The organism is uncultured Methylobacterium sp. (genome assembly GCF_964244095.1).
GTDB lineage: Bacteria > Pseudomonadota > Alphaproteobacteria > Rhizobiales > Beijerinckiaceae > Methylobacterium.
On the sequence record NZ_CAXTHR010000016.1, the window covers coordinates 1 to 23,916 of the forward strand.

The following is a 23,916-nucleotide window of genomic DNA, read 5'->3' on the forward strand; positions in this document are numbered from 1 at the left end:
CTCGGCTCGAACACGCGGCGTCGTGCGGGCGCTGCCGTGAAGAACGCCTGCCATAGTGCATCCTCCGCCTGACGCGTCAGCGCCAACAATGCACCATCACACTCCGGGACTGCACACCTAGTGCGCCACGCCTAGAAGCGTCTGCAGTTTCGATTGAAACAACATGATCGCGGTGAGGAGGGCCAGCCTCACAGTCGTCGCGGAAACGATAAAGCCCTTCAAGGGCAGGTGCGCCACGCGCTCCTTCAGCGTCGCGATCTCGACGGCGACGGTTTCAAGCTTGCCGTCGATCCGATCGAGCCGCGTGTCCACGCGTCCGAGGCGATCGTTCGTCGTGTCCATCCGGACTTCGAGTTTCGCGATCCGTTCCATGTCGGGAGGTATACCATCTCCGTCGCCGCCACGCGATAATTCTCTATCCTCGACCCATGAACCGTGGCTACCATCGATCAAACGCAAGGGCGCGCTTGATGTTCTCGACATTCCCGGCCGTGAAAGACTAATCATAACGCCTTCCTCGCAGCTTTCCAATTCATAAACGGAACTATGTCGAAGTTGTAAACATGGCCACACTTGTCGCAGTGCAGTTCGAAACTGCGAAAAAACAGTATCGTCCTCATTTTGAAATTAAAACGAACATGTGCAGGGTCGGTGCCGTCGTCCTGCGTGCCGTACAAGGTCATCGCTTCACTACCGCAGGTCACGCATTTCCACTTCGGTGCGACCTCGTCCATAAAGGCGACGACGTCTGCGAATTTCGAGAACAGCTCGGTTGCGTCTTCCGGGCTGATGTCCTCTTCGTCTCGAATTTCCATCGCTCTCGATCCGCCTTTTCCGAACACCGGCAGTTGAGCCGATCAGCCGTTGCGTGGGAAGCCGTCAACGCCCCTTCGTGATGACGATCATCAGCAGGGCAGCAGCGCGGCGATCAGCGCCCGACTCGGTCGAGCAGCGCGTCGGAAGCCAGCCGGGTTTTCCGCAGCGTGCTTGGTTCTAGGTCGGGCCAGAAGTTCACGACATCCTCCCGTGGCGTTTTAGTCGTCCTGCAAACTCTCCGCGAAATCCTCCGGCACCTCGCCCCATTGCCCGACGATCGTCACGCCCTCCAGCTCGCCGGTCTCGTCGTCGGCCATCACCTTCAGGGCCGCGGTGCCGGGCATCCGGCCGGCCATGGCTTGCGCCTTCTTCAACGCCCCGCTCTCGGTCGGGGCCACCTCGCGGTCGCCGGGGACGAGGCGCTTGCGCTTGATCGCGAACGTCTGCAAGGTGAAGGTCATCTTCATACCCATGGCTGGTAATCCACCCACCACTGGAACCGCCCTAACCGTTTCCACGCGGGCGGCGACCGCCATCGTCGTAGCCGACATGGTGGGCGTCGGCGTCTTCACCAGCCTCGGGTTCCAGGTGACGGACATCCCGTCTGGGTTCGCGCTGTTGCTGCTGTGGTTCGTCGGCGGCGTGGTCGCGCTGTGCGGGGCGTTCAGCTACGCCGAACTGGCCGCGATGTTTCCCCGCTCCAGCGGCGAGTACAACTTCCTCACGCGCGCCTACGGCCCGGCCTTCGGGTTCATGGCGGGATGGCTCTCGGCCACCGTCGGCTTCTCCGCGCCCGTGGCGCTCGCAGCGATGGCCTTCGGGCAGTATGCCGGAGCGGTCCTGCCGGGGGTACCAGCACTTCCGCTCGGGCTTGCGGTCATCTGGCTCGTCTCGGCTGTCCGCCTGCGCGGGGGGCGCCACGGCAGCGCGTTCCAGATCGGCTTTACGTTGCTGAAGTTTGCGCTGATCCTGGCCTTCATCGTCGCGGGCTTTGCCGGGGGTGGAGGCGGGTCGGTCTCCTTCGCGCCGAGCGCGTCCGACCCGGCCCTGATCTTCAGTACCGGCTTCGCGGTGAGTCTCGTCTTCGTGATGTACGCCTACTCGGGCTGGAACGCCGCGACTTACATCGTCGGCGACTTGAGTGACCCGGCCCGCAGCGTGCCGCGGGCGCTGTTCATCGGGACGGGCTTCGTGCTTGCTCTCTACGTCGCGCTGAACGCGGCGTTCCTCTACACGACGCCCGTGGCGGAACTTGCCGGGCAGATCGAGGTCGGTCTGATCAGCGGCCGGCACGTCTTCGGCGAGGCGGGCGGGCGCCTCGTCGGTCTGCTGATCTGCGTCGGCCTGATCCCGACGATCGGCGCGATGATGTGGATCGGCCCGAGCGTCGCGGTGGCGATGGGCGAGGACGTGCCGCTGCTGCACCGGTTCGCGCGCCGCTCGCCCACCGGCGTGCCCGTGGCCGCGATCCTCCTCCAGGCCGTCATCGCCAGCCTCCTGCTTCTCACCCGGAGCTTCGCGGCGGTGCTCGAATTCATCCAGTTCGGGCTGCTCGTCTGCGCGTTCCTGACGGTCCTTGGGTTGATGCGGTTGCGCATCGTCCAGCCGGACCTGCCGCGTCCGTTCCGCGCCTGGGGCTATCCCGTCACGCCGCTGATCTTCCTCGGCACTACGCTTTTCATGCTGGTGCATCTGGCGGCCTCCCGGCCGCTCCAGTCGCTCGCGGGCTGCCTGTTGATGCTGGCGGGCCTGGGGCTCCACGCCGTCACGGCCGCGCAGGCGCGGCGGGCGGCAGGGAAAGCCGCGCCATGAGGCGGTGCGGCCTCATGGACGGCGGCAGGTGCTATCACCGGGCGGAACCCGCCTCGGATGCGAGAGACCTCAGCACGTCGAGCCGGTATTCAGCGGCTCGCTGCTGCGTCAGGACCCGCGCGAAGCCTTGCGCGCCCGCGATGAAGCCCTCGGCTGCATCGTCCCCGGAAAGCGGGTAGTGGGTGACGCCGAGCCAATGCACCAGCACGACGTCGCCCCCGGGCAACAACGCCCCTTCGATCCGCGTGACAAGGCGCGCGAGGTCAGCCCGGTCGAGATAGTAGGCCACCTCCGAAATCACGATCAAGTCGAACCGCCCATCCGGCCATTGGCCGGGAACGGCGGCTAGCTGGAAGTGAGCGTTCGGCCAATCGGCGCACCGGGCACGGGCGTCGTCCAGCACGGACGGCACCACATCAAGCCCGAGCACCACATCGCAGCGGGGGCAGAGCTGGCGGGTGAACACGCCGATGGAACAGCCCACGTCCAGGGCGGACGCGTAACGGGCCCGCGGCAAGGCCGCGAGCGTGGCCGCGTACTTGTCCCGCTCGTAGGCGCTCGTGGCGAAGCGCCAGGGATCTGACTCGGTGGCGTACATGCCCCTGAAGTAGTCCGTGTCGAGGGAGTTCGACCGACGGCCCGTCTCGGCCGGCCCGCCGGCACCGGTCTCCGCGCCGGCTGCTCCTTTCATCCCAAGGATCGTGTCAGCGACGACGGCGCCTCCAGCCCCGAGCAAAACGCGGCGTGAGGGTGGCTTGCGGTCGCGCATGATAATCCTCAACACGTCCGTAGGCATGCGGCGGGGCAACTTCACTTGGAAGGGACAGTTCCGAGGCGCGACATGGAGTTGGTTGAAGGCTTGGGTTGCCGTCTCGGACCTGATCGGCGCACGGTGCGTGCAGGTGCAACCTCTACACCTCGATAAGAGCCAGGACGCCATTTGCGAGGCGTTCAAGGTCGATCGCGACGAAACCGGCAACCTGCCGCCGCTGCCGGCGATCTTCCCGGATCAGATGGCGCCGATCGTCCGCATCGCCGATGACGAGCGCACGCTATCCATGATGCGCTGGGGCTTCCCGCCGCCACCGAAGGCCGTTCCGCAGCCGGTGACGAACATGCGCAACGCCGCCTCGCCGTACTGGTGGCCCTGGCTGAAGCCGGAACAGCGCTGCCTCGTGCCGGTTTCGTTGTTCAGCGAGTACGCCGATACCTAGCCGCGCAAGACGCCGGTGTGGTTCGCCCTCGACGAGGACCGGCCGCTGTTCGCTTTCGCCGGGATCTGGCGCCTCTGGACGGGCGTGCGCGGCACAAAAGCCGAGAACCCGAATCGGAGCGAGGCGGAGCACCGGCTGTACTCCTTCCTGACCTGCCGGGCGAACGGCGTGGTCGGGCCGGTGCACCCGAAGGCGATGCTGGTGCTGCTGACGACGCCGGGGGAGTAGCGCGCTTGGCTGGAGGCGCCAGCCGAGATCGCCCTACAGCTTCAGCGAGCATTGCCCGATGAGGCGATGCAGGAGGTCGCGTGGGGGAACCGTAGCGACGGCGCGTGAGGCCGCCGATCTCCCCGTCACGGTCAGCGGATCGCAGATGCGGCGCACGCGACTGGCAGGTCGTAGGTCATGGTGAGCGCGGTGCGGAGCGCCTGTTGCAATCGCTGGTCTTCGGGGATCGTAGGCTCGCGACCACCCTTTCGCGGCGGAGCCCGCCCCGTCTCGGCCATGAGGCGCTTCAGCATAACCCTCGATCTTGGCCTCAACCGTATCGTCAGGGTCCGCCTCGCGGTCGAGAAGTCCGCGCCGCCGCAACTCGACGTTGACCTCGTCGGCCAGGCGGATGAATTTCTGTCCGATGTCTTCGAGCGTCGTCTCCAATTCAAACGGTAGATGTGGCGAGGCACATAGCTCCGTGATCATGGCTGCGTAGAGCGGCATGGTCACTTCGCGGTAGATCCGGAAGAACAACACGCTTTGCGAGGGCAGCGACGACATCAGATCTCGGTTGTTGAGGGAGTTGAGTGCGGACCGACCCTGGTGCCAAGGTCGAGGAGGATCACGTCGACCAGTTCGCGCAGATCTGGCTGATCGCGGACCGTCTCACGCAGAGCGCAGGCCTGCGCGACGGCGCGCTCGATCCATGCCTCCGGGTCGTTTCGGTCCTCGGCCATCGGTGCGATAAGGCTCAGGAGGGGCGTGCCGGCCGGGTCACGCCACGAGCCGATCCGGTAGTGCCAGCGCGGGGCGGCGACCGTCGACGACAAGGTCGGATCCGTATGCAGCGAGCACTGTCTGCGCCGTAGCGAGCGTGCGCTGCGTCAGCCGCGCGATTATGGGCAGGATCATGTTGCCGTCGTAGGCGGTCGGCAAGGCCAGCGGTTCGACGTCCCAGCCCATGTCCATGACCCGATCCGCTAGCATCGGATGGGTCTGCACCAGGAGAGCTTCGATTCCGACGGCCTCCGCTGCGCGCGCCACGGCCGCAAAATGCGCCTTCGTGAAGTCGCGGGCGCCTCGGCCTTCGCGCTTGCGCGGCGCGACGGCATGCCGGGTCCACTCGTAGATCCGCGGGCCGGTGGGCGAGGGTGCACCCTGCATGATTTCCGGGTAGACGTGGCTGACGAGGTGGGGGCGCGTCGTCGGCAGGAGGCGCGCGTAGGCGACGATCTCGTCGATTTCCTCGCCGACCACATGGATGCAGCCCGGCCCGTCGAACTGGTCACGCTCTCGTCCATCGGGTTTGCGGCAGGCCTCCCAATGCAGGTGGTCCACGAAAAAACCGTGACGAAACCTATAGATATGGTCCGCCAGTTCGGGACTTTCGGCGTCTATGTCACCATTCAGCAGTCTGAACACGGCCGGTATCTCCGCGAAACAGCGAAGATAATCTCTATTCTACGCAGAGCCGGGCATCCGTAGATCTACGGATAGACGCCTATTGGTTCAGCCGATCAGCCCGCGCCGAATCGCCTCCGCCACGCATTGCGCTCGGCTGACTGCGTCGAGCTTGCGTGCCGCACTGGCGAGATGCTGCTCCACGGTCCTAGAGGAGATCGATAGGATGACCCCGATATCCCACGCGCTCTTGCCGTCCGCCGCCCATTTGAGGCACTCCATCTCCCGACCGGTCAGGGGTGGGGGCGCCTCGTCCTTGCCGTCGGCCTCGCCCTCGCGTCGCAGGATCGCCTTGGCGCAGGACATCGCGTAGATCGCGACCAGATGGAGCCCGGCTCGCTCGTCCGGGGTCGGGGCATAGCGGTCGCCGCCGAAGCTGACGCCGGCCTCGCCTCCGTCGATCTGGTGGAAAGGTACGCACAGTCCGGCGTGAAGACCGTAAGCGCGGGCCTCGTCGAACACCACGGTGCCCTGCGGCGTGCCGACCGCCTCGGCAGCCTCCTGCCACAGGAAGGGGTCGGCCGTCCCACGGATGTGGCGGATGACAGGATCGACGTGCATGTATCGGCGGTCCTGGTAGCGGCGCTCCCACTCGGGTGGCCAGCCCGAGATGATTCGGCAGTCGAACAGGTTTTCGCGCGGGGACTGCGGGAGCCCGGCGACTAGGAACGCCTCGTACCCAAACACCCCGCCGCAACGGCGCAGCTCGGTGTAGAGGTCGATATGCGTCTGCGCCTCCTTCAGACGGTGCACGATGTCGAAGGTGATTTGGCGGACGTTCAACACGGCGGCGGATCGATCCCGGCGGCAAAGGTGCAGGGCAGAATTCAACCCGATCGCCGGGCCAACTCAAGATATGTTACTGACGCACCGCGCGTCCGCGATATAAAAACCTTAGATAGGTTTTGGTCAGGAGGCTAGGCGAAGTGGATGTTGAACAACGGGCGCAGCGCCGAACTGCTTCAGACCATTGCGGAAACGGTCGGCGCTGATCTCGCGACCTTCGACGCTTGGCGAAGCGGGCGCACCGCTCGCGATAGTGGCGACACGCCCGCGGAGCACCACCGGACGGTCCTGCTGTTCCGGCTGATCCGAGCATTCCGGTCCCTGCCCGATGGCGAAACCCGGCTACAGGCGCTGCAATACGTTGAGGGTCTGGCGGCCGAGCCGAGCCGCGCGGAGTGATGAGTGCGGATCAGTGAGAGGAGGATCACCAGAGCCGGAACGCGCGCCCGATCATGGCGACCACGATGGCCTAAGCAGGTTTCGCAAAAGTGCCCCGCGGTTTTGCGAAAAAAACCTGCGACAGACCAAGGACCTAAGCAGGCTCGCGTTGGCCTGCCAACGCGAGCCTGCTTAGAACAGCACCGTACAGAGGAGCATGACTGCGTTCGTAAGGCGGATCTCGGTGCGATGGGAACGGACTTCATCGCTGACAACGCGCGGCTCCCTGCTCATCTGTCCCGCCGCATCGTCACGGCGCCGTCGTGGAGATCGATAGCCTTGACCCGTGGACCGCGGACGGCTTCGTCCCGTTGCTCCCACGCGTCGAGCGCCCCGTTCGCGGCGTCAACGATGGCCGGCATCGATCCACTCGGGATCTGGGGTCGGATCGCCTCCACCAAGCGCGTCAGAACCGTCTGCTCGGCCAGCGGCTCGGCATGGACGAACGCACCATCGCTGACGCACTCGGGCAACGCACGACCGAGATGGCGCGTCGCTACGCGAAGGGTCCTGATCTCGCGCCGAAGATGCGGAACGTAGCGCGGAAGTTCGAGGCTGAACTGAACAAACGCGAAACACGGGGTGTCAAACCCGATCGCAAGAAGCGTCAAACCGGCTAGGCTTTCCGATGGCCATTTCGAAAAAATGAACGCCTGCAAAGCGTTAGGTGGTGCCGCAAGAGGGATTCGAACCCCCGACCCCCTCATTACGAATGAGGTGCTCTACCAGCTGAGCTATTGCGGCATCGCCCGGCACCCACACGCTACGGGTTTCCGAGGAGCCGGTGCATAGCCGTCCGGTCCGCCGTTGGCAAGGCGGTGGCGGCGGGCGCGATGCAGCGGGGACACGCGTGCCGGCCGAACCGCCCGGCCTGGGCACCGCGTCCTTGACGGGGCCGGGCGGCGGGGGAAGGGTCGGCGGGCACGCGGCGGGGCCGGAGCACATCATGTCGCTGATCGCACGCCTGCGGGCCTACGCGGCCGAGACCTTCGGCGTCGCCGCCGACGGGACGCCTCCCGACGACGCGCACCTGGCCGCGACCGCGCTCCTCGTCCACGTGGCGCGGGCCGACGGCATCCTCGCGCCGTCGGAAGCCGAGCGGCTCGCGCGGCTGGTGCGCGGGCGCTACGCGGACGGCGCCGCGGCGGCCGACGCGCTGATCGCCCGGGCGACCGCGTTCGATGCCGAGACCCGCGACGTGGCGAGCCTCGTCGAGATGCTGCCGCACGCCGACGATGCGGGCGAGCGCGGCCGCATCCTGGCGATGGCGTGGTCGGTGGCCGCCGCCGACGGCACCGTCGACGAGTTCGAGGAGGCGCTGGTCTGGCGGCTCGGCAAGCTGCTGGGGTTCGACGAGGCCGGGATCGCGCGGGCGCGCGGCGAGGGCATCGCGGAAACCGGCCTCGAGCGGGCACCGGGCCCGGCCTGAGAGGCCGGCGCGCGCCTGATCGCGAGCCCGACGATGCGGCGCGACGGCCTGCGCCCGGACGATCGCTCCAAGTCCGTGACGGACCACGGAATTCGCGCGCGTCGCCTTCGTACGGCTGCAATCGATTGCTGTATCCGAGCTATGTGAGCGACCGCACGACGCCGCCCGCGCCGGGGGGATAGCAGCGAGGACCGGTGCCCGGACGTTCCGGGCGATCGAATGGCGGATCTGCGCGTGTACAGTCTCGACGGCCCTTCCGCGCTCGAACCCGCATCCGCCTTCGGGCCCGGGGGCGTCCGCGTCGTCGAGGCCGGGGACGGCGACACGATCCGGGTCGCGGATTCCGCGCTCCTGTTCCACGGGGACTACGTGCGCGACGGCGCCGACCTGGTGATCGATGCCCCCGGTCACCGCCTCGTGGTGCACGACTACTTCACCGTAGCCCAGCGTCCGCGGCTCGTCGCGCCGGACGGTGCCTCACTCGCGGATGCCGTGATCGCGGCGCTCGCCCGGCCGCTGCACGGGGAGCAGGTGGCGCAGGCGGGCCAGCCCCCGGCCTCCGACGCCTCGGCGGCGATCGGCCGGGTGCAGACGGTGACGGGCGCCGCGAGCGCGGTCCGCAACGGCGTCACGGTCGCGCTCCATGTCGGCGACCTCGTCTACAAGGGCGACGTGGTCGCGACCGACAGGGCGTCGGCGCTGGCGATCGCGTTTCTCGACGGCACCCTGTTCAACCTCTCGGCCGGCGCGCGGATGGTGCTGAGCGAGATGGTCTACCAGGCGGACGGGGCGAACAACGCGGCGCTGTTCAACCTCGTCCAGGGCTCGATCACCTTCGTGGCGGGCCAGGTCGCCAAGACCGGCGACATGAAGGTCGGCACGCCGGTGGCGACCATGGGCATCCGCGGCACCGCGGTCCACGTCACGATCTCGGCGGACGACGGCACCACCCGGTTCTCGGTGATGACCGAGCCCGACGGCCATACCGGCCGCTTCGACGTCTACGACCGCAACGACCCGACCCGCCTGCTGTTCACGGTGTCCGATCCCGGCCTCCAGGCGATCGTCCGGCCGGACGGGCCGGCCCTGGTGCAGATCGAGCAGGTCCCGAAATCGCCGGCCGAGGTCGCGTTCGAGGCGGGGCTGGTGCTGGCGGTCTTCCGGGCGCAGGCCGAGGCGCCGCGCCTGCCGGTCTACCAGGGGCCCTCGACGGGGGGTGGAGGCGGATCGAGCACCGATCCGAACGTGGTCCAGCCGCCATCCGCGCCGGCCGCCCCGAACGGCGGCGGGCCGAGACCGGAGCCGGCTCCGCCATCGGGCGGCGAGGAGCAGCCCCGGGCCGGCGGCGGCGCGCCGACCGCGCCCCCCGCGCAGGCACCCGCGCCGTCGCCAGAGCCTCAGCCGAACCTGACGCTCGCCGGATCGAGCGTGAGCGTGACGCAAGGGGGCGCCCTCGTCGCCGCGACCGTCGCGCAGGGCGTGCTGTCGGCCGCGACCGGGATCGGGGTGCACGTCGTCGGCGGCCATGCCGGCGCGGCCGCGGACATGCCGGACCTGACGCTCACCGGCGGGTCGATGACGCTGACCGGCCGCTACGGCACCCTGGTGCTGACCGCCGACGGCACCTACGCCTACGTGGCCGACCGCGCCGCCGCCCTCGCGCAGGACGAGCATGCCACGGACGTGTTCCGCTACACCGCCCGCGACGGCAGCGGCGGCGCGGCCTCCGCGACGCTGACGGTGGACGTCGCCGGGAGCAACGACGCGCCGGTGGCCGATGCCGGCGCGGCGTCCGCCGCCGCGCGTGCCGGGACGGAGGCGGTGCTGCGCGCGGCCGGAACGATCGCCTTCGCCGACGCGGACCTGACCGACGCGCACACGGTGAGCGTGGCCGCGCCGAGCCTGACGCGATCGCGCGGCGGCGCGATCCCCGCGGACGCCGGCGCGGCGCTCGCGGGCGCGCTCGCGGCGACCCTGCGCGAGGCCGGCGGCGCCGGCACCGTCGACTACGCCTTCGCCGTGGGCGACGGGGCGGTCGCCTTCCTCCTCGGCGGCGAGCGGCTGACCGCGGTCTACGACGTCGCCGTCTCGGACGGCCATGGCGGCGTCGCGCACAGCTTGGTGACGATCACGGTGACGGGCCTCGACCACGCACCGGTCGCGCAGGACGCATCCGCCTCGGTGCCGGCCGGCCGGGTGCTGACGGGGACGCTGAGCGCGAGCGACGTCGATTCGCCCACGCTCACCTACGCGCCGGTGACCGGACCGGCGCACGGCACGCTCGCCCTCCAGGCAGACGGCCGCTACACCTACGTGCCGGCGGCCGGCTATTACGGCGGCGACGGCTTCAGCTTCCGCGCCAACGACGGCACGCTGGATTCCAACGTCGCCACCGTGACGATCGGGGCGCCGCCCGGCGTCGCGCCGGTGGCGCAGGACGCGTCCGCGGATCTGCCGGCGAGCCGCGTGCTAGCGGGCATGCTCACGGCTACCGACGTCGATTCGCCCACGCTGACCTATGCGCCGGTGACCGGGCCGGCGCACGGCACGCTCACCCTCCGGCCGGACGGGCGCTACACCTACGTGCCGGCGGCCGGCTATTACGGCGGCGACGGCTTCAGCTTCCGCGCCAACGACGGAACGCTCGACTCCAACGTCGCCACCGTCACGATCGGGGCGCCACCCGACCTCGCACCGGTGGCCGAGGACGCGTCCGCGGATCTGCCGGCGAGCCGCGTGCTGACGGGAACGCTGAGCGCGACCGACGCCGACTCGCCGACGCTGACCTATGCGCAGGTCGAGGGACCGGCGCACGGGACGGTGACCATCGAGCCAGACGGGCACTACACCTACACGCCCGATGACGGGTACTACGGCGACGACGGCTTCAGCTTCCGCGTCAACGACGGAACGCTCGAGTCCAACATCGCCACCGTCACGATCGGGGCGCCGCCCGACCTCGCGCCGGTGGCGGAAGACGCGTCCGCCGGTCTGCCGGCGAGCCGCATCCTGACGGGAACGCTGAGCGCGACCGACGTCGACTCGCCCGCGCTGACCTACGCGCAGGTCGAGGGACCGAGGCACGGAACGCTGATCGTTCAGCCGGACGGGCGCTACACCTACACGCCGGCGGACGGGTATTACGGCGGCGACAGCTTCACCTTCCGCGCCAGCGACGGCACGCTCGAGTCCAACGTCGCCACCGTCACGATCGGAGCGCCGCCCGACCTCGCCCCGGTGGCCGAAGATGCAGCCCCCACGGTGCCGGCGAGCCGGGTGCTCAGAGGAACGCTGGGTGCGAGCGACCCCGACTCGCCGGTGCTAACGTACGCGCAGGTCACCGGTCCGGCCCACGGGACCCTCACCGTCCAGCCCGATGGAGACTACACCTACACGCCGACGGACGGGTACTACGGCGGCGACGGGTTCACCTTCCGCGCCAGCGACGGCACGCTCGACTCGAACCTTGCCACCGTCACGATCGGAGCGCCGCCCGACCTCGCGCCGGTGGCGCAGGATCTTTCAGTCGCGGTGCCGGCGAACCGGGTCCTGACCGGTGTGCTGATCGCGACGGATGTGGATTCATCCACGTTGACCTACGCGCAGATCGAGGGACCGGCGCACGGCACGCTCACGCTCCAGCCCGATGGCGACTACATCTACACCCCGGCGGACGGCTATTACGGCGGCGACAGCTTCACGTTCCGCGCCAGCGACGGCACGCTCGACTCCAACCTCGCCACCGTCACGATCGGGGCTCCGCCCGACCTCGCGCCGGTGGCGGAGGACGCGTTCACCGCGGTGCCGGCCAGCCGGGTGCTCACGGGTGCGGTGACCGCGACCGACGTCGATTCGTCGAGCTTGACCTACGCCCTGACAAGCGGTCCGGCGCACGGGACGCTGACCCTCGCGTCCGATGGCCGCTACACCTACAGACCCGACGAAGGCTATTACGGCGGCGACCGCTTCACGTTCCGGGCGAACGACGGCACGCTCGACTCCAACATCGCCACCGTGACGATCGGCGCCCCGCCCGACATCGCGCCGGTGGCCGAAGACGCGACCGTGGCGGTGCCGGCAAGCCGCGTGCTGACCGGGGCTCTCGTCGCGACCGACGTGGACTCGCCGGCGCTGACCTACGCGCAGGTCGACGGGCCGATGCATGGCACGCTGATCCTCCGGTCGGATGGCGGCTACATCTACACGCCGGCGGACGGGTATTACGGCGGCGACCGCTTCACCTTCCGGGCGAACGACGGCACGCTCGACTCCAACATCGCCACCGTGACGATCGGGCCCCCGCCCGACATCGCGCCGGTGGCCGAAGACGCGACCGTGGCGGTGCCGGCGAGCCGCGTGCTGACCGGGGTCCTCGTCGCGACCGACGTGGACTCGCCCACGCTGACCTACGCGCGGGTCGAAGGACCGGCCCACGGAACACTGATCCTTCGGTCGGATGGCGGCTACACCTACACGCCGGCGGACGGGTATTACGGCGGCGACCGCTTCACCTTCCGGGCGAACGACGGCACGCTCGACTCCAACATCGCCACCGTGACGATCGGGCCCCCGCCCGACATCGCGCCGGTGGCCGAAGACGCGACCGTGGCGGTGCCGGCGAGCCGCGTGCTGACCGGGGTCCTCGTCGCGACCGACGTGGACTCGCCCGCGCTGACCTACGCGCGGGTCGAAGGACCGGCCCACGGCACGCTGACCCTCGGGTCGGATGGCCGCTACACCTACACGCCCGATGCCGGCTATCGCGGAAGCGACGGCTTCACCTTCCAGGCCAGCGACGGGACGCTGACCTCCAACACCGCCACCGTCACGATGACGCCGCCGCCGAACGCCGCGCCGGCGATCACCCACGGCGCCAGCGCCAGCCTCGCCCTGATGGCCGCCGCGATCCGTGCGCCGCAGGGGGCCGTCGCGAGCGGAGCCATCACCGCCGGCAACAGCCTCGTCGTCGGGCTCGGCGGCACGCCCGGCTTCGGGGAGACGACGCTCGAGCCCAACGACGACGAATCGTCGAGCGCCATCGACATCACCGGCGTGTTCGGAGCCGGCGGCCTCAACTTCTTCGGCGGCGCCTACACGTCGATCTACATCAACACCAACGGCAACATCACCTTCAACGGCCCGTCAGCGACCTTCGTGCCGACGGTGATCGATGCGGGTGCCGACAACCCGATCATCGCGCCGTTCTTCGCCGACGTGGACACCCGCGGCGGAGCGGCGGCGGCGACGCAGGGCGGGACCTCGACCGGCTCGAACCTGATCTACGTCGATCAGGACGCGGCCAACGGCGTCGTGACTATCACCTGGGACGATGTCGGCTACTACAACTCACGCACCGACAGCCTCAACGCCTTCCAGCTCCAGCTCGTCGATCTCGGCGGCGGCGATTTCGACATCGTCTTCCGCTACGAGGCGGTGAACTGGACGCTCGGCTCGGCCAGTGAGGGCCAGAGCGCGCGCGCCGGCTACGCCGCCGGCAACGGGGAGAACTTCTACGAGCTTCCGCAATCGGGCGACGCCACCGCGCTCCTGGCCCTGCCGACGATTGCCGGCAACACCGGCATCGCCGGCGTCTACGTGTTCCAGGTCGAGAAAGGCGCGGTCACCGCCGACACGACGTTGCGCGGCACCGGCACGGTCGATTTCTCCGACGCGGACGCCGACGACCGCCACGGCGTCACGACGCAGGTCGAGGCGGCCTCGGTGCAGTGGCGGCACGCGGACGGGCGTTCTGCGGGCACCGTCTCCGCCGCGACGACGAGCGCGCTCGCCGCCGCGTTCTCGGCGCGGATCACGCAGGACGGCGCGACCGCCAACGGAAGCGCCGGCACCGCGACCTGGACGCTGGCGCTCGCCAACAGCGAGGCCGCGTTCCTGGCCGCCGGCGACACGCTGTCCGTCACCTACGACGTGATCGTCGGCGACGGCAGCGCGAGCGCGCCGCCGGCCACCGTCGCCGTGACGATCACCGGCGTCAACGACGCCCCGACCTCCGGCGGCGACCACGCGCTCACCGTCGCCAGAGGCGGCACCGCGACGCTGACCCCTGCCGACCTCGCCGGGACGGACCCGGACACCGCCGCGGCGGATCTGGTCTACACGGTCGTGACCGACCCGCACGGCCGCTTCACGGTGGATGGCACCACGGGCGACGCGATGCGGTTCACGCAAGGCGACGTCGATGCCGGCCGCGTCCGGTTCCACCACGACGGCAGCGCGCTGGGCACCACGCCGGACGCGGTGGTGCTGACGCTTTCGGACGGCGCCGGCGGCAGCAGCCGCGCCGCGCTGAACCTGACGGTGACCCCGGACACCACCGTCGTCACCGCCGACGACCACGTGGTGCGCGCGAGCGACGCCACGGGCCCGCTGGCGATCCCGACGGAGGCGCTGCTGTTCAACGACCGCGGCGGCGACGGCTCGCCGCTCCATCTCCATGCCGGCAGCGTCGCCGGCCTCGGATCGGGCTACGTCGCAAGCTCGGACGATGCGGCGGTGACGGTGACGGTGCAGCCGGCGGCCTCCGGCCACGACGCCTTCACCTACCGCGCGGCCGACGAAGGCGATCACGCCGGCACCCTCGGCACCGTGTCGGTCGCGACCTCCACCGCCTCCGGGACGACGGCGCAGGCGATCGGCGGGGCCGGGGACGACATCCTGTTTGCGGGCCCGCAGGACACGCGGCTCACCGGCGGGGGCGGGCACGACGTGTTCGTGTTCGACACGCCCGGCCCGAACCCGGCCGCCCACACGATCACCGATTTCTCGGCCACGCAGGACGCGATCGACCTGCCCGGCTTGTCCGCGCATCCGGCGATCACGACGTTGAGCATCGGGACCTACGTCACCGTCGTCGGCAATGGGACCGCCGGCTACGACGTCGCGATCCGCGACGACACGAGCGCCTTCCACATCGCGCATCTCGACCCGACCGTCGCCGTCGGCAATGCGCTGACCATCCTCTGGCACGATCACGTGGCGCAGGTCACCGTCATGCAGTTCCCGTATGCCCTCTAGGGCGCTTCGCGATGGCGTGGATACGGGTCCGTCGTCGGAAGGCGCGGCGGAACGCGGGCGCGGCGCGCTGTTGCGATGCGGATGGATGCGGCGCGGCAGCCGGCAGGGTGCAACCGCGCCGCCGCCGAAGCGCCCCGCCCGCCCGCTGATCCGAAGGATCGGCCTCGACCGCCTGCTCGCGCTCGCCGTGCTCCTCGCCCTGGTGCCGGTCCGCCTGTGGGACCCGGCGCCGGTGGAGATCCTGCGGCTTCGCACCTTCGACGCGTTCCAGACTCTGTCGCCGCGGCCGGTCACCGCCCGGCCGGTGGTGATCGTCGACATCGACGAGGACAGCATCCGCGCCTACGGGCAATGGCCGTGGGCGCGCACCCGCGTCGCCGACCTCGTCGGCAGGCTCACCGCGGCGGGCGCGGCGGTGATCGGCTTCGACGCGGTGTTCCCCGAGCCCGACCGGCTCTCGCCGGGGCTGGTGGCGCAGTCGCTGGCGGGCCTCGACGCCGCGACCGTCGCCGCGCTCGCCAAGCTGCCGAGCAACGACGCGATCCTCGCCGACGCCATCGGTGCCGGCCGCGTCGTCGTCGGCCAGACGGCGCTCGCGCAGGCCACCGACAACGACGCGGCGCTGCCGCAGACGGGCTTTGCCACCCGCGGACCCGACCCGACCGGCTTCCTCGCCACGTTCCCGGGGCTGCTGCGCAACGTGCCGGCGATCGAGCGGGCAGCGGCCGGGCGCGGCCTGTTCACCATCGTGCCGGAGCGCGACGGCATGGTCCGCCGCGTGCCGCTGGTGATGGTCGCCGAGGAGCGGATGGTGCCGGCGCTCGCTCTGGAGATCCTGCGGGTGCTCTCCGGCGGCAGTGCGGTGCTGGTGCGCGGCAACGCGGGCGGCGTCTCGTCCGTGGCGATCCCCGGCTTCGAGGTGCCGACCGACGCCACCGGCGCGGTGTGGCCGCACTTCAACCACCACGACCCGGCCCGCTTCGTCTCGGCGCGCACCATCCTCGACGGGGCGCTGGCGCCTGCCGCGGTGGCGGGTAAGATCGTGCTGGTCGGCACCTCGGCGATCGGGCTCTTGGACAACAAGACCACGCCCGTCGACCGCACCATCCCCGGCGTCGAGGTTCACGCGCAGGTGCTGGAGAGCGTGCTCACCCGCACGACGCTGTCCTATCCCAGCACCGCGGTGGTGGTGGAGCTGGCGCTCGCGATCGCGGTCTGCCTCGGGATCATCGTGCTGGCGCCGGTGCTCGGCGCGATGCGGCTGCTGCTGCTGGCGGCCGTCGTCGCCGGCTCGATCGCCGCGGTGTCGTGGCTGCGGTTCACGCAGCTCGGCATCCTGCTCGACCCGACCTTCCCGCTCGGCGCCAGCTTCGCCGTCTACGCCGTTCTGGTATTCACCAACTACACCCGCGAGCAGGTGGGCCGGCAGCGCATCCGCTCGGCCTTCGGGCAGTACCTCTCGCCGGCGCTCGTCGCGCAGCTCGCCGCCCACCCGGAGCGGCTGAAGCTCGGCGGCGAGGCGCGCACCCTGACGATCATGTTCTCGGACGTGCGCGGCTTCACCACGATCGCCGAGTTCTACAAGACCGATCCTGCCGGTCTCACCGCCCTGATGAACCGCTTCCTGACGCCGCTCACCGACGCGATCCTCGAACGCCGCGGCACCATCGACAAGTACATGGGCGACGCGATCATGGCGTTCTGGAACGCGCCGCTGGACGATGCCGACCAGGAGGCCAACGCCTGCCATGCGGCGCTCGGCATGATCGCGCGGATGACCGCGCTCAACGCCCTGCGCAAGGCGGAGGCCGAATCCGGCGGCCACCCGGTGCTGCCGATCGACATCGGCATCGGCATCAACACCGGACTTTGCGTCGTCGGCAACATGGGCTCGACGCTGCGCTTCGACTACTCGGTGCTCGGCGACACCGTGAACCTCGCCTCGCGGCTGGAGGGCCAGTCGAAAGCCTACGGCGTCAAGACGATCCTCGGCGCGGCGACCGCGGGCGCGGTGGCGGACCGCTTCGCGGTGCTCGAGATCGACCTGATCCGGGTGAAGGGCAAGCGCGAGGCCGAGACCGTCTCGACCCTGCTGGGGGACGCTGCCCTGCGCGCCTCGCCCGCCTTCTCGGACCTGGCGGCCGGGCACGCCGCGATGCTCGCCGCCTACCGGGCGCGCGACTGGGCGGGCGCGCAGACCCGGCTCGACGCCTGCCGCGGCGCGGGCCGGGCTCTCGGGCTCGACGGGCTCTACGACCTCTATGCCGGGCGCATCGCCGGCTTCGCGGCCGAACCGCCGCCGGACGATTGGGGCGGCGTCCACGTCGCGCTGACGAAGTGAGCGCGCCTCATGCCGCCAGCCGGTCGGCGACGTCCTCGGCCAGCGACAGGCTCGCCGTCAGCCCCGGGCTCTCGATGCCGAAGAGCTGGACCAGGCCCGGCAGGCCGTGCTCGGCCGGGCCGTCGATACGGAAGTCCGCCGCGGGCTCGCCGGGGCCGGTGAGCTTGGGGCGGATGCCGGCATAGTCGGCCACCAGCGCGCCGTCGGGCAGGCCCGGCCAGTAGCGCCGGATCGCCGCGTAGAACGCCGCCCCGCGCGCCGGATTCACCCGGTAGTCGAGGCTGTCGATCCACTCCACGTCAGGACCGAAGCGCATCCGCCCGGCGAGATCGAGGGTGAGGTGGGTACCCAGCCCGCCCTCGACCGGGGCCGGGTAGATCAGGCGGCTGAAGGCCGCTTTTCCGGTGCAGCCGAAATAGTTGCCGCGGGCCAGCACCAGGGGCGGCACGCGGGCTGCGGGATAGCCCTCGGTCCGCGCGGCGAGCGCCTGCGCCCCGAAGCTCGCGGCGTTGACGACGGCGTCGCACGGGTAATTACCCGGCGCCTCGCCACCGAAGGCCGCGAGCCACCGGCCGTCCGCCCGCGACAGGCCAGCCACGGGCGTGCGCAGGGCGAGCGCGCCGCCGCGATCGGCGAGGTCGCCCTGGAGCGCCAGCATGAGCGCGTGGCTGTCGACGATGCCGGTGTCCGGCGACAGGAGCGCCGCAGTGCAGGCGAGGTTCGGCTCCAGCCGACGGGCCTGGGCGCCATCGAGCAGTTCCAGGCCCGCGACCCCGTTCGCGTCGCCGCGTTCGCGGATCGCCGCGATCCCGTCGGCTTCCGCTTCGGTCGCGGCGACGATCAGCTTGCCGCATCGGCGATGGCCGATGCCGTGGCTCTCGCAGAGGGCGTAGAGCATCCGCGCGCCGGCGACGCAGTGGCGGGCGCGCAGCGATCCGGACGGATAATACATCCCGCCGTGGATCACCTCGGAGTTGCGCGAGGACACGCCCGTGCCGACCGCGTCGGCGGCTTCGGCGAGCACGACCTCGTGCCCGCGCAGGGCGAGCGCGCGTGCGACCGCGAGACCGACGACGCCCGCACCGACGACCAGGATTTCCATGCCGAGACCCTCCCGCGCCCGTTCTCCGCGAGGACGACGCCCCGGTAAAGAGCCGCCCGCGTCGCGTCGGGCGGCGCAGGACGCGGCGGAGCCGGTGGCAGGATATGCCGATGAACGGCTCGGATGATGGCCGCCGCCGCCGAGCCTGCCGCGCGGACGGTCGCCGCAGAGCGGTCTTCGACGCAGGACAAGCCATTGAAAAAAAAGAGAAATTTCAATGTACGGCACGGCCGGGCGCAGGAGGCGTACAACCCGGTCGATCCCGTTAATCAATTCTAAGTAGGTTCAGTTTACGGAATAATACGCCTATAAGTTGTGTTTCTCGATCCTCGGTGCATAATCATGCCGGGCGGGATGGGCTGATGGCGTCGTGCGAAGCGGCCGAGGCCCGAGATTGCGCCGCGACGCCACGACCGGAGCCACGACCCGAAGGAACCCGGGCGCGATCCCGCATCGCGCATGCCGGAAGGCGCAGGCCACCAGATCGACCCGAAGCCCATCGACCCCGGAAGGAAACGACCGTGCAGACCAGAACCGACACCATCGCACTCGCCGCGAAGATCCTCACCACCTACGTCGCGCGGAACGCCGTCCCGGCCACCGGCCTGCCGGAGTTGATCCGCATCGTTCACGGGTCGATCACCGGCCTCCAGAGCCCGCGCGTGCCGGCCGTCGTCAAGCCGTCGGACGCGCAGATCCACGCCTCGATCCGGCCGGACACGCTCGTCAGCTTCGAGGACGGCAAGCCCTACAAGGCGCTGCGCCGGCACCTCACGCTCCGCGGCCTGTCGCCCGAGGCGTACCGGACCAAATGGGGCCTGCCCGTCGACTACCCCCTGGTCTCGGCCGCCTACAGCGCGCGCCGCTCCCTCATCTCCCGGGCGATCGGCCGGGGTCAGCGCCTGCGGTTGCAGCAGGCGGCGGAGTGAGCGGCCGGGCGGCCGGAGGAGCCCGCATCCGCCCCTCGTCCGGTCGGACGCGGCTCCGGGCGAGGGCCGGGACGGCCCGGAAGGCGCGCGTCCCGACCCTGTCCGTGTTCCAGCGGGAGAAGGGCTTCGTGCCCGATCCGGCGGACGCGATCGGGGATCGGCCTTTGCCCTGCGCCTCGACAGGCTGCCGACGCTCGCCGGGCCGCGCCGCGGATCGGCAGGCGAGCGCACGATGCCGAGCGATTAGAGCATTTTCCAGCGAGGTGGATACCGGCTCGCGTGAAGAAAATGCGACCACACAGAGACTTAGAGCATTTTCCATGATTCAAGAATCATGGAAAATGCTCTAGCCGGCGCGCAGCGCCATCGCCGCATGGACCGGCGCGTCGCCGGCCGGTGCGGCGGTGACGAAGATGGTGTCGCGTTTTGCGAGATCCTCCGGCATCCGCTCCAGCCCGTCGCGCGGCAGCGGTCGCACCAAGCCGCCGCGCGACCGATGCGCCGCATTTCGGCCGTCTAAGCATCGTCCCGCCTCCAGCGCGGTGAATGCAGGTTTTCATGGAGACAATGCAGTCCTACAACAAACATAAAGCGTTTTCAGTGATCGCAAGATCATGGAAAACGCTCTAAGTCTCTGTGTGGTCGCATTTTCTTCACGCGAGCCGGTATCCACCTCGCTAGAAAATGCTCTAGACGATGTTCCAGCCGGCTTCGATGCTCGCGAGAAGGTGCTGGTGCGCCTCTGCGCTTTGCGTGATCGCGATCGCGACGTCGGCACGGTTCGCACCGTGATCCAGCGTGTTCGACCAATACTGAAGGCTACCCGTATCGGCGCTGCGGCCAAGCGCATGCTCATAGAGCGCGTCTACAAATCGGCTGTTGTCCGGGCTGCCGAACCTGACCGCATATTCTCCCGATCCGAGGAACCCCTGCACGATGTCGTGCAGCGAGACACCTTGTCGGATCAGGTTCGCTTCAGCCGCCAGACCACCCGCATCAGGTGCGCGTCCAAGAACGCCGTAATATACCCGTGCCACATCCGTGGACGCAGTGTCAGAAACATAGATACCCGTATCGAACGCACCCTGCAGGTTTGCAATGTGCTCGGATGAAAGCGCGAAACCGAGCGCCACGTCCGCTCGCGATGCCCCGTGGTCCAATTGATCTCCCCAGTATTGAACGCCGCCTGCCTCGCCAGTTCGATGCAAGGTCGCCCCATAAAGCTGTTGTACGAAGTCTGTGCTGTTGAGTGCTCCCGCGCGAGCCTGTCCTTCGGGGGAAGCCAAGAATGCCTGCGCAACGCTTTGTAGCGATGCGCCTGCTCGAAGATTGGCGGTCCATCCTTCGAGCCCCAGCGGGTCCGGTGCTCGTCCGAGCAGACCGTCATAGAGTTCATAGACGCGTCCGGCGACGCTGCCCGGATCGTGGGTCACCGCCCCGAACAGATCGGGACGGGAGGTCATCGCCGCAGCGGCCGGGGTGGTAAAGCCGTCCGGATTGGAACTGAAAGCCGTTTGCGTTTCAGATACCTGTACCGTCCCGGCGGAACTGCCATCGGTTCGCCATACCTCGCGGCCGCTGGCCGCAGTGGCAGCGGTGAAGTAGACCAGCCCGCCGACGGCCGACAAACTGGCAGGACTCGAACTCGCAGCACCGGGGGCGACATCCAGAAGCCTTGTTCCAATCCCGGTCCCATCCGAGACCCAAAGCTCAGTACCGTGCGATCCGTCGTTGGCTGTGAAATAAAGCTGATTGTTCAAAAATGCCAGATTTGCGGGACCAGAGCTTCCCGCGCCCGGATTGATGTCACGCAAGAGCGCGGTTCCGCTCGCGTCTGTGCGCCATATCTCCAGCCCCGCAGACGGTGTCGAGGCCGTGAAATACAGAGCCCCGTTGCCATCGGTCAGGTTGGCGATGCCGGTCCTCTCGCCGGCGGCGAGAACGTTGATCCGGTAAGTGCCCGACGCACTGCCGTCCGAGGTCCACAGCTCCGTAGCGCCTCCCGTCCCCGTCGCGCGAAAGGTGATCGCTCCGCTCGAAGTCTGAAGATCGGTCGGTGCCGAGCTGCCAGCCGCCGCAAGGTCCGCCACGACCGTCGTGCCCTGGGTAGTGCCGTCGCTGTGCCAGATCTGCGATCCGCTCGTGAACGACAGTCCCGACGCGGTCGCGATCAGATTGCTCGGAGCGAAGCCGGAACCACTTGCGTGGACGACGACGGTCCCCTGCGCCGTGCCGTCACTGCGGTAAAGCGCGGAGCCGTGACCGTCGTCAGCGAGGAAATACAGTTGCCCCGCGTTGACGAGGTTCGTCGGATTGGAACTTGCGCTGCCCGGCAGGATGTCGCTGACGAGCAGCGTACCGGAAGCAGTCCCGTCCGTCCGCCACAGTTCCCGCCCGCTCTGGTTGTCTGCGGAGAAGTAGAGCTGGCCATTGTAGTTCGTGAAGTTGGCGGGATTCGAGCTACCATAGGCAATCGTCCCGCCTGCGATGATGCCTGCAACGTAACTAGACGGGTTGATGTCTTTCAGGAGGGTCGTACCGGCGGCTGTTCCGTTGCTGACCCAAAGCTCGCGACCATGAGCGACTTGTCCGAACCTGGAACTTTCGCCGTCGTTACGATTGAAGATCAGACGACCACCGACGACAGCAAGCGATCCGTCGAAACCAATGAAAGATGGCGATGGGTCCGTCAGCGGATTGATGTCGGCGAGGAATGCGGTTGCTGCACCCGTCCGGGTCCACAGTTCGGTCCCATGCCCGACGTCCGTTGCCGCGACGTAGCGCGTGCTTGAAGAGTTCGGGACGACGGCGTCCGCGCTCAACGCGATCGTCCCGGCCGCCGTACCGTCCGACGTCCATACGCGCGGCCCATCCGGGCCGTTGTTGGCGCGAAAGTAGAGCCGACCGTCGACGCTGGTCAGGCCGGTCGGGTTCGAGCTGGAGGAACCGGGCGCGATGTCGCGGACAAGGGTGGCTTCGCCAGACGACGCATCCGCCACCCAGAGTTCCCGACCGTTCACGCCGTCGTCTGCCGTGAAGAACAGCCTGGTTCCCACGACCGTCATTTCGGAGGGATACGAAGGGGCCGTGCCTGCGGCGATGTCCCTGACGAGCCGCGTGCCGGCCGCCGTGCCATCGCTGGACCAGAGCTCCGTCCCGGCTTGAGGGTTGGAAGCGTTGAAAAAGAGCGTGCGTCCCACACCGATCAGATCTGTAATATTATATGGCGAAGAACTACCGTTGCCGGTATAGATCGGTATTGTACCGATCGCAGTACCGTCAGACGTCCAAAGTTGCGTATTTGGATTGTTCGTATAAGTTCTGAAGAATAACCGGTCTCCGGCACTCGTAAGGTTTGTTATATTAGGAAAATTGTCGAGGAGGAACGTTGCGCTTGCCGTACCGTCGGTATGCCAGAGTCCGGCTCCGACTATGAAATACGCGCCTGTAGAGGTAGATGCAAAATCATGCGGTGCCGAGCCGGCGCTTCCTGGAAGGATGTCCTTCAGCAGCATGGTTCCCGTAGCGGTCCCGTCGGTCCGCCACAGTTCACGACCATGCGTACCGTCGTCGGCAGCGAAGACGGTAAGAGACATCGCGCAACCCTGCTTCCAAAAGTCTCAAGCTGAACCGGAGACGAAATCCGCCGATAACCGGCGTGATTTTCGATGCCGGGGGCCTTGTCATAGAAGCCGCTCGTCACGCCGTCCAGTTGACTGACACCTATCGCCGGCTCTTCCGGTGCTGCCGGTTTCTCGGATTCGGCAATGAGGCTTCGACGGCGGGGTCGCCTGCGGCTTGTCGGCAGCCACTTGCGACCTCCGCCCCTCAAGTCATAGATCGACCATGCGTATTCGTGCGGATCGCGGATTTGACCCCACCCCCGGTCCTCTAACGACCCAAGTTCAACCAAGTCAGCACGGCTCAGGGACCCAGCAGGTCGATCAGGCAGGGGATCAGTGGCGCGTCGGCCGGCGGCATCGCGAGATCGCGCAGGTCGCGCGGGCGCACCCAGCGCAGCGCCTGTCCCTCGAGCCCGCGCGGCGTGCCGCTCCAGCGGCGGCAGACGTAGAGCGGCATCAGGAGGTGGAAATCCGGATAGGCGTGGCTCGCGAAGGTGAGCGGCGCGAGGCAGGGCTCCGCGACGCGGACGTCGATCTCCTCGGCAAGCTCGCGGATCAGCGTCGCCTCGGGGCGCTCGCCCGGCTCGACCTTGCCGCCGGGAAACTCCCACAGGCCCGCGAGCGGCTTGCCGGCGGGACGCTCGCTCACCAGCACGCGCCCGTCAGGATCGATCAGCGCCACGGCGACGACGAGCAGGAGCCGCATCGGCGCCGCGT

Annotated in this window: 20 protein-coding genes, 1 tRNA gene and 2 pseudogenes; 8 read left to right on the forward strand and 15 right to left on the reverse strand. The window is 68.8% G+C overall.

Annotated elements, in window-relative coordinates; genetic code table 11:
• Positions 1 to 117: 117 nt before the first annotated feature.
• From ACFE86_RS04445 to ACFE86_RS04455, 3 genes are all read right to left on the reverse strand, one after another.
• Entirely contained in the window at positions 118 to 372 is a 255-nt protein-coding gene (locus ACFE86_RS04445) for a hypothetical protein (protein WP_375454120.1), read from the reverse strand.
• Positions 373 to 503: 131 nt separating this feature from the next.
• Positions 504 to 815 carry a hypothetical protein gene (locus ACFE86_RS04450; protein WP_375454121.1) on the reverse strand — a complete coding sequence of 104 codons (312 nt, stop codon included), beginning with the start codon at positions 813 to 815 and terminating at the stop codon, positions 504 to 506.
• A 219-nt stretch (positions 816 to 1,034) separates the two neighbouring features.
• Positions 1,035 to 1,289 (reverse strand): hypothetical protein, encoded by a 255-nt coding sequence (locus tag ACFE86_RS04455; protein WP_375454122.1) that lies wholly within the window; start codon positions 1,287 to 1,289, stop codon positions 1,035 to 1,037.
• Here ACFE86_RS04455 and ACFE86_RS04460 point away from each other — a divergent pair.
• Positions 1,288 to 2,628 carry an APC family permease gene (locus ACFE86_RS04460; RefSeq protein ID WP_375454123.1) on the forward strand — a complete coding sequence of 447 codons (1,341 nt, stop codon included), beginning with the start codon at positions 1,288 to 1,290 and terminating at the stop codon, positions 2,626 to 2,628. The two genes, ACFE86_RS04455 and ACFE86_RS04460, sit on opposite strands and share 2 nt — an antisense overlap.
• Before the next feature lie 34 nt (positions 2,629 to 2,662).
• Here the strand turns inward: ACFE86_RS04460 and ACFE86_RS04465 are convergent, their stop codons facing one another.
• Entirely contained in the window at positions 2,663 to 3,319 is a 657-nt protein-coding gene (locus ACFE86_RS04465; RefSeq protein WP_375454156.1) for an SAM-dependent methyltransferase, read from the reverse strand.
• A gap of 212 nt (positions 3,320 to 3,531) precedes the next feature.
• On the opposite strand from ACFE86_RS04465, the pseudogene ACFE86_RS04470 reads away from it, so the two are divergent.
• Positions 3,532 to 4,178 (forward strand): annotated as a pseudogene (locus ACFE86_RS04470) (SOS response-associated peptidase); the annotation flags it as partial.
• Here ACFE86_RS04470 and ACFE86_RS04475 read toward each other — a convergent pair.
• The 4 genes from ACFE86_RS04475 to ACFE86_RS04490 form a co-directional block, all read right to left on the reverse strand.
• A complete protein-coding gene (locus ACFE86_RS04475) occupies positions 4,104 to 4,616 on the reverse strand; it encodes a hypothetical protein (RefSeq protein WP_375454124.1) in 513 nt (170 codons plus the stop codon). The pseudogene ACFE86_RS04470 and the gene ACFE86_RS04475 overlap by 75 nt on opposite strands.
• The gene (locus ACFE86_RS04480) at positions 4,616 to 4,885 is read right to left on the reverse strand and encodes a hypothetical protein (RefSeq protein WP_375454125.1); all 270 of its coding nucleotides are present in this window, start codon (positions 4,883 to 4,885) and stop codon (positions 4,616 to 4,618) included. The genes ACFE86_RS04475 and ACFE86_RS04480 overlap by 1 nt, the downstream gene beginning before the upstream one ends.
• The gene (locus tag ACFE86_RS04485) at positions 4,830 to 5,477 is read right to left on the reverse strand and encodes an acyl-homoserine-lactone synthase (RefSeq protein ID WP_375454126.1); all 648 of its coding nucleotides are present in this window, start codon (positions 5,475 to 5,477) and stop codon (positions 4,830 to 4,832) included. Before ACFE86_RS04485 ends, ACFE86_RS04480 begins: the two co-directional genes overlap by 56 nt.
• Positions 5,478 to 5,564: 87 nt before the next feature.
• On the reverse strand, positions 5,565 to 6,302 hold the full coding sequence (locus ACFE86_RS04490; RefSeq protein ID WP_375454127.1) for a LuxR family transcriptional regulator: 738 nt from the start codon (positions 6,300 to 6,302) through the stop codon (positions 5,565 to 5,567).
• Between the two features lie 144 nt (positions 6,303 to 6,446).
• Between ACFE86_RS04490 and ACFE86_RS04495 the strand changes: the two genes are divergently transcribed.
• The gene (locus tag ACFE86_RS04495; RefSeq protein WP_375454128.1) at positions 6,447 to 6,701 is read left to right on the forward strand and encodes a hypothetical protein; all 255 of its coding nucleotides are present in this window, start codon (positions 6,447 to 6,449) and stop codon (positions 6,699 to 6,701) included.
• A 269-nt stretch (positions 6,702 to 6,970) separates the two neighbouring features.
• Here the strand turns inward: ACFE86_RS04495 and ACFE86_RS04500 are convergent, their stop codons facing one another.
• On the reverse strand, positions 6,971 to 7,351 hold the full coding sequence (locus ACFE86_RS04500) for a hypothetical protein (protein WP_375454129.1): 381 nt from the start codon (positions 7,349 to 7,351) through the stop codon (positions 6,971 to 6,973).
• A gap of 57 nt (positions 7,352 to 7,408) precedes the next feature.
• Positions 7,409 to 7,484 (reverse strand) — tRNA-Thr (locus ACFE86_RS04505).
• 202 nt (positions 7,485 to 7,686) lie between these two features.
• Between ACFE86_RS04505 and ACFE86_RS04510 the strand changes: the two genes are divergently transcribed.
• The 3 genes from ACFE86_RS04510 to ACFE86_RS04520 all read left to right on the forward strand — a co-directional run bounded on the left by ACFE86_RS04510 (position 7,687) and on the right by ACFE86_RS04520 (position 17,545).
• Positions 7,687 to 8,169: a TerB family tellurite resistance protein gene (locus tag ACFE86_RS04510; RefSeq protein WP_375454130.1), complete on the forward strand. Its 483-nt coding sequence runs from the start codon at positions 7,687 to 7,689 to the stop codon at positions 8,167 to 8,169.
• A gap of 234 nt (positions 8,170 to 8,403) precedes the next feature.
• Positions 8,404 to 15,204, forward strand: coding sequence for an Ig-like domain-containing protein (locus ACFE86_RS04515; protein WP_375454131.1), 6,801 nt, complete (start codon positions 8,404 to 8,406; stop codon positions 15,202 to 15,204).
• Between the two features lie 85 nt (positions 15,205 to 15,289).
• Positions 15,290 to 17,545, forward strand: a complete 2,256-nt coding sequence (locus ACFE86_RS04520) for a CHASE2 domain-containing protein (protein ID WP_375454132.1) — start codon at positions 15,290 to 15,292, stop codon at positions 17,543 to 17,545.
• 7 nt (positions 17,546 to 17,552) lie between these two features.
• Here the strand turns inward: ACFE86_RS04520 and ACFE86_RS04525 are convergent, their stop codons facing one another.
• Positions 17,553 to 18,647: an NAD(P)/FAD-dependent oxidoreductase gene (locus tag ACFE86_RS04525; RefSeq protein ID WP_375454133.1), complete on the reverse strand. Its 1,095-nt coding sequence runs from the start codon at positions 18,645 to 18,647 to the stop codon at positions 17,553 to 17,555.
• A gap of 126 nt (positions 18,648 to 18,773) precedes the next feature.
• On the opposite strand from ACFE86_RS04525, the gene ACFE86_RS04530 reads away from it, so the two are divergent.
• Positions 18,774 to 18,926: a hypothetical protein gene (locus ACFE86_RS04530; RefSeq protein ID WP_375454134.1), complete on the forward strand. Its 153-nt coding sequence runs from the start codon at positions 18,774 to 18,776 to the stop codon at positions 18,924 to 18,926.
• Positions 18,927 to 19,168: 242 nt separating this feature from the next.
• Positions 19,169 to 19,576, forward strand: coding sequence for a MucR family transcriptional regulator (locus ACFE86_RS04535; protein WP_375454135.1), 408 nt, complete (start codon positions 19,169 to 19,171; stop codon positions 19,574 to 19,576).
• A 346-nt stretch (positions 19,577 to 19,922) separates the two neighbouring features.
• On the opposite strand, the gene ACFE86_RS04540 is transcribed toward ACFE86_RS04535, so the two are convergent.
• From ACFE86_RS04540 to ACFE86_RS04555, 4 genes and pseudogenes are all read right to left on the reverse strand, one after another.
• Positions 19,923 to 20,054 carry a hypothetical protein gene (locus ACFE86_RS04540; RefSeq protein ID WP_375454136.1) on the reverse strand — a complete coding sequence of 44 codons (132 nt, stop codon included), beginning with the start codon at positions 20,052 to 20,054 and terminating at the stop codon, positions 19,923 to 19,925.
• 211 nt (positions 20,055 to 20,265) lie between these two features.
• The gene (locus ACFE86_RS04545) at positions 20,266 to 22,776 is read right to left on the reverse strand and encodes an ELWxxDGT repeat protein (protein ID WP_375454157.1); all 2,511 of its coding nucleotides are present in this window, start codon (positions 22,774 to 22,776) and stop codon (positions 20,266 to 20,268) included.
• A gap of 270 nt (positions 22,777 to 23,046) precedes the next feature.
• Positions 23,047 to 23,172: pseudogene (locus ACFE86_RS04550) on the reverse strand (ELWxxDGT repeat protein); the annotation flags it as partial.
• A 328-nt stretch (positions 23,173 to 23,500) separates the two neighbouring features.
• On the reverse strand, positions 23,501 to 23,905 hold the full coding sequence (locus ACFE86_RS04555; protein WP_375454158.1) for a (deoxy)nucleoside triphosphate pyrophosphohydrolase: 405 nt from the start codon (positions 23,903 to 23,905) through the stop codon (positions 23,501 to 23,503).
• Between the last annotated feature and the right edge of the window lie 11 nt (positions 23,906 to 23,916).

Excerpts from the sequence above, each read along its gene's own strand:
- ACFE86_RS04445 (WP_375454120.1), bottom strand. The coding sequence starts at position 372 with ATGGAACGGATCGCGAAACTCGAAGTCCGGATGGACACGACGAACGAT.
- ACFE86_RS04450 (WP_375454121.1), bottom strand. The coding sequence starts at position 815 with ATGGAAATTCGAGACGAAGAGGACATCAGCCCGGAAGACGCAACCGAG.
- ACFE86_RS04460 (WP_375454123.1), top strand. The coding sequence starts at position 1,288 with ATGGCTGGTAATCCACCCACCACTGGAACCGCCCTAACCGTTTCCACG.
- ACFE86_RS04455 (WP_375454122.1), bottom strand. The coding sequence starts at position 1,289 with ATGGGTATGAAGATGACCTTCACCTTGCAGACGTTCGCGATCAAGCGC.
- ACFE86_RS04465 (WP_375454156.1), bottom strand. The coding sequence starts at position 3,319 with ATGAAAGGAGCAGCCGGCGCGGAGACCGGTGCCGGCGGGCCGGCCGAG.
- ACFE86_RS04475 (WP_375454124.1), bottom strand. The coding sequence starts at position 4,616 with ATGTCGTCGCTGCCCTCGCAAAGCGTGTTGTTCTTCCGGATCTACCGC.
- ACFE86_RS04495 (WP_375454128.1), top strand. The coding sequence starts at position 6,447 with ATGTTGAACAACGGGCGCAGCGCCGAACTGCTTCAGACCATTGCGGAA.
- ACFE86_RS04510 (WP_375454130.1), top strand. The coding sequence starts at position 7,687 with ATGTCGCTGATCGCACGCCTGCGGGCCTACGCGGCCGAGACCTTCGGC.
- ACFE86_RS04520 (WP_375454132.1), top strand. The coding sequence starts at position 15,290 with ATGCGGCGCGGCAGCCGGCAGGGTGCAACCGCGCCGCCGCCGAAGCGC.
- ACFE86_RS04525 (WP_375454133.1), bottom strand. The coding sequence starts at position 18,647 with ATGGAAATCCTGGTCGTCGGTGCGGGCGTCGTCGGTCTCGCGGTCGCA.
- ACFE86_RS04530 (WP_375454134.1), top strand. The coding sequence starts at position 18,774 with ATGGCCGCCGCCGCCGAGCCTGCCGCGCGGACGGTCGCCGCAGAGCGG.
- ACFE86_RS04555 (WP_375454158.1), bottom strand. The coding sequence starts at position 23,905 with ATGCGGCTCCTGCTCGTCGTCGCCGTGGCGCTGATCGATCCTGACGGG.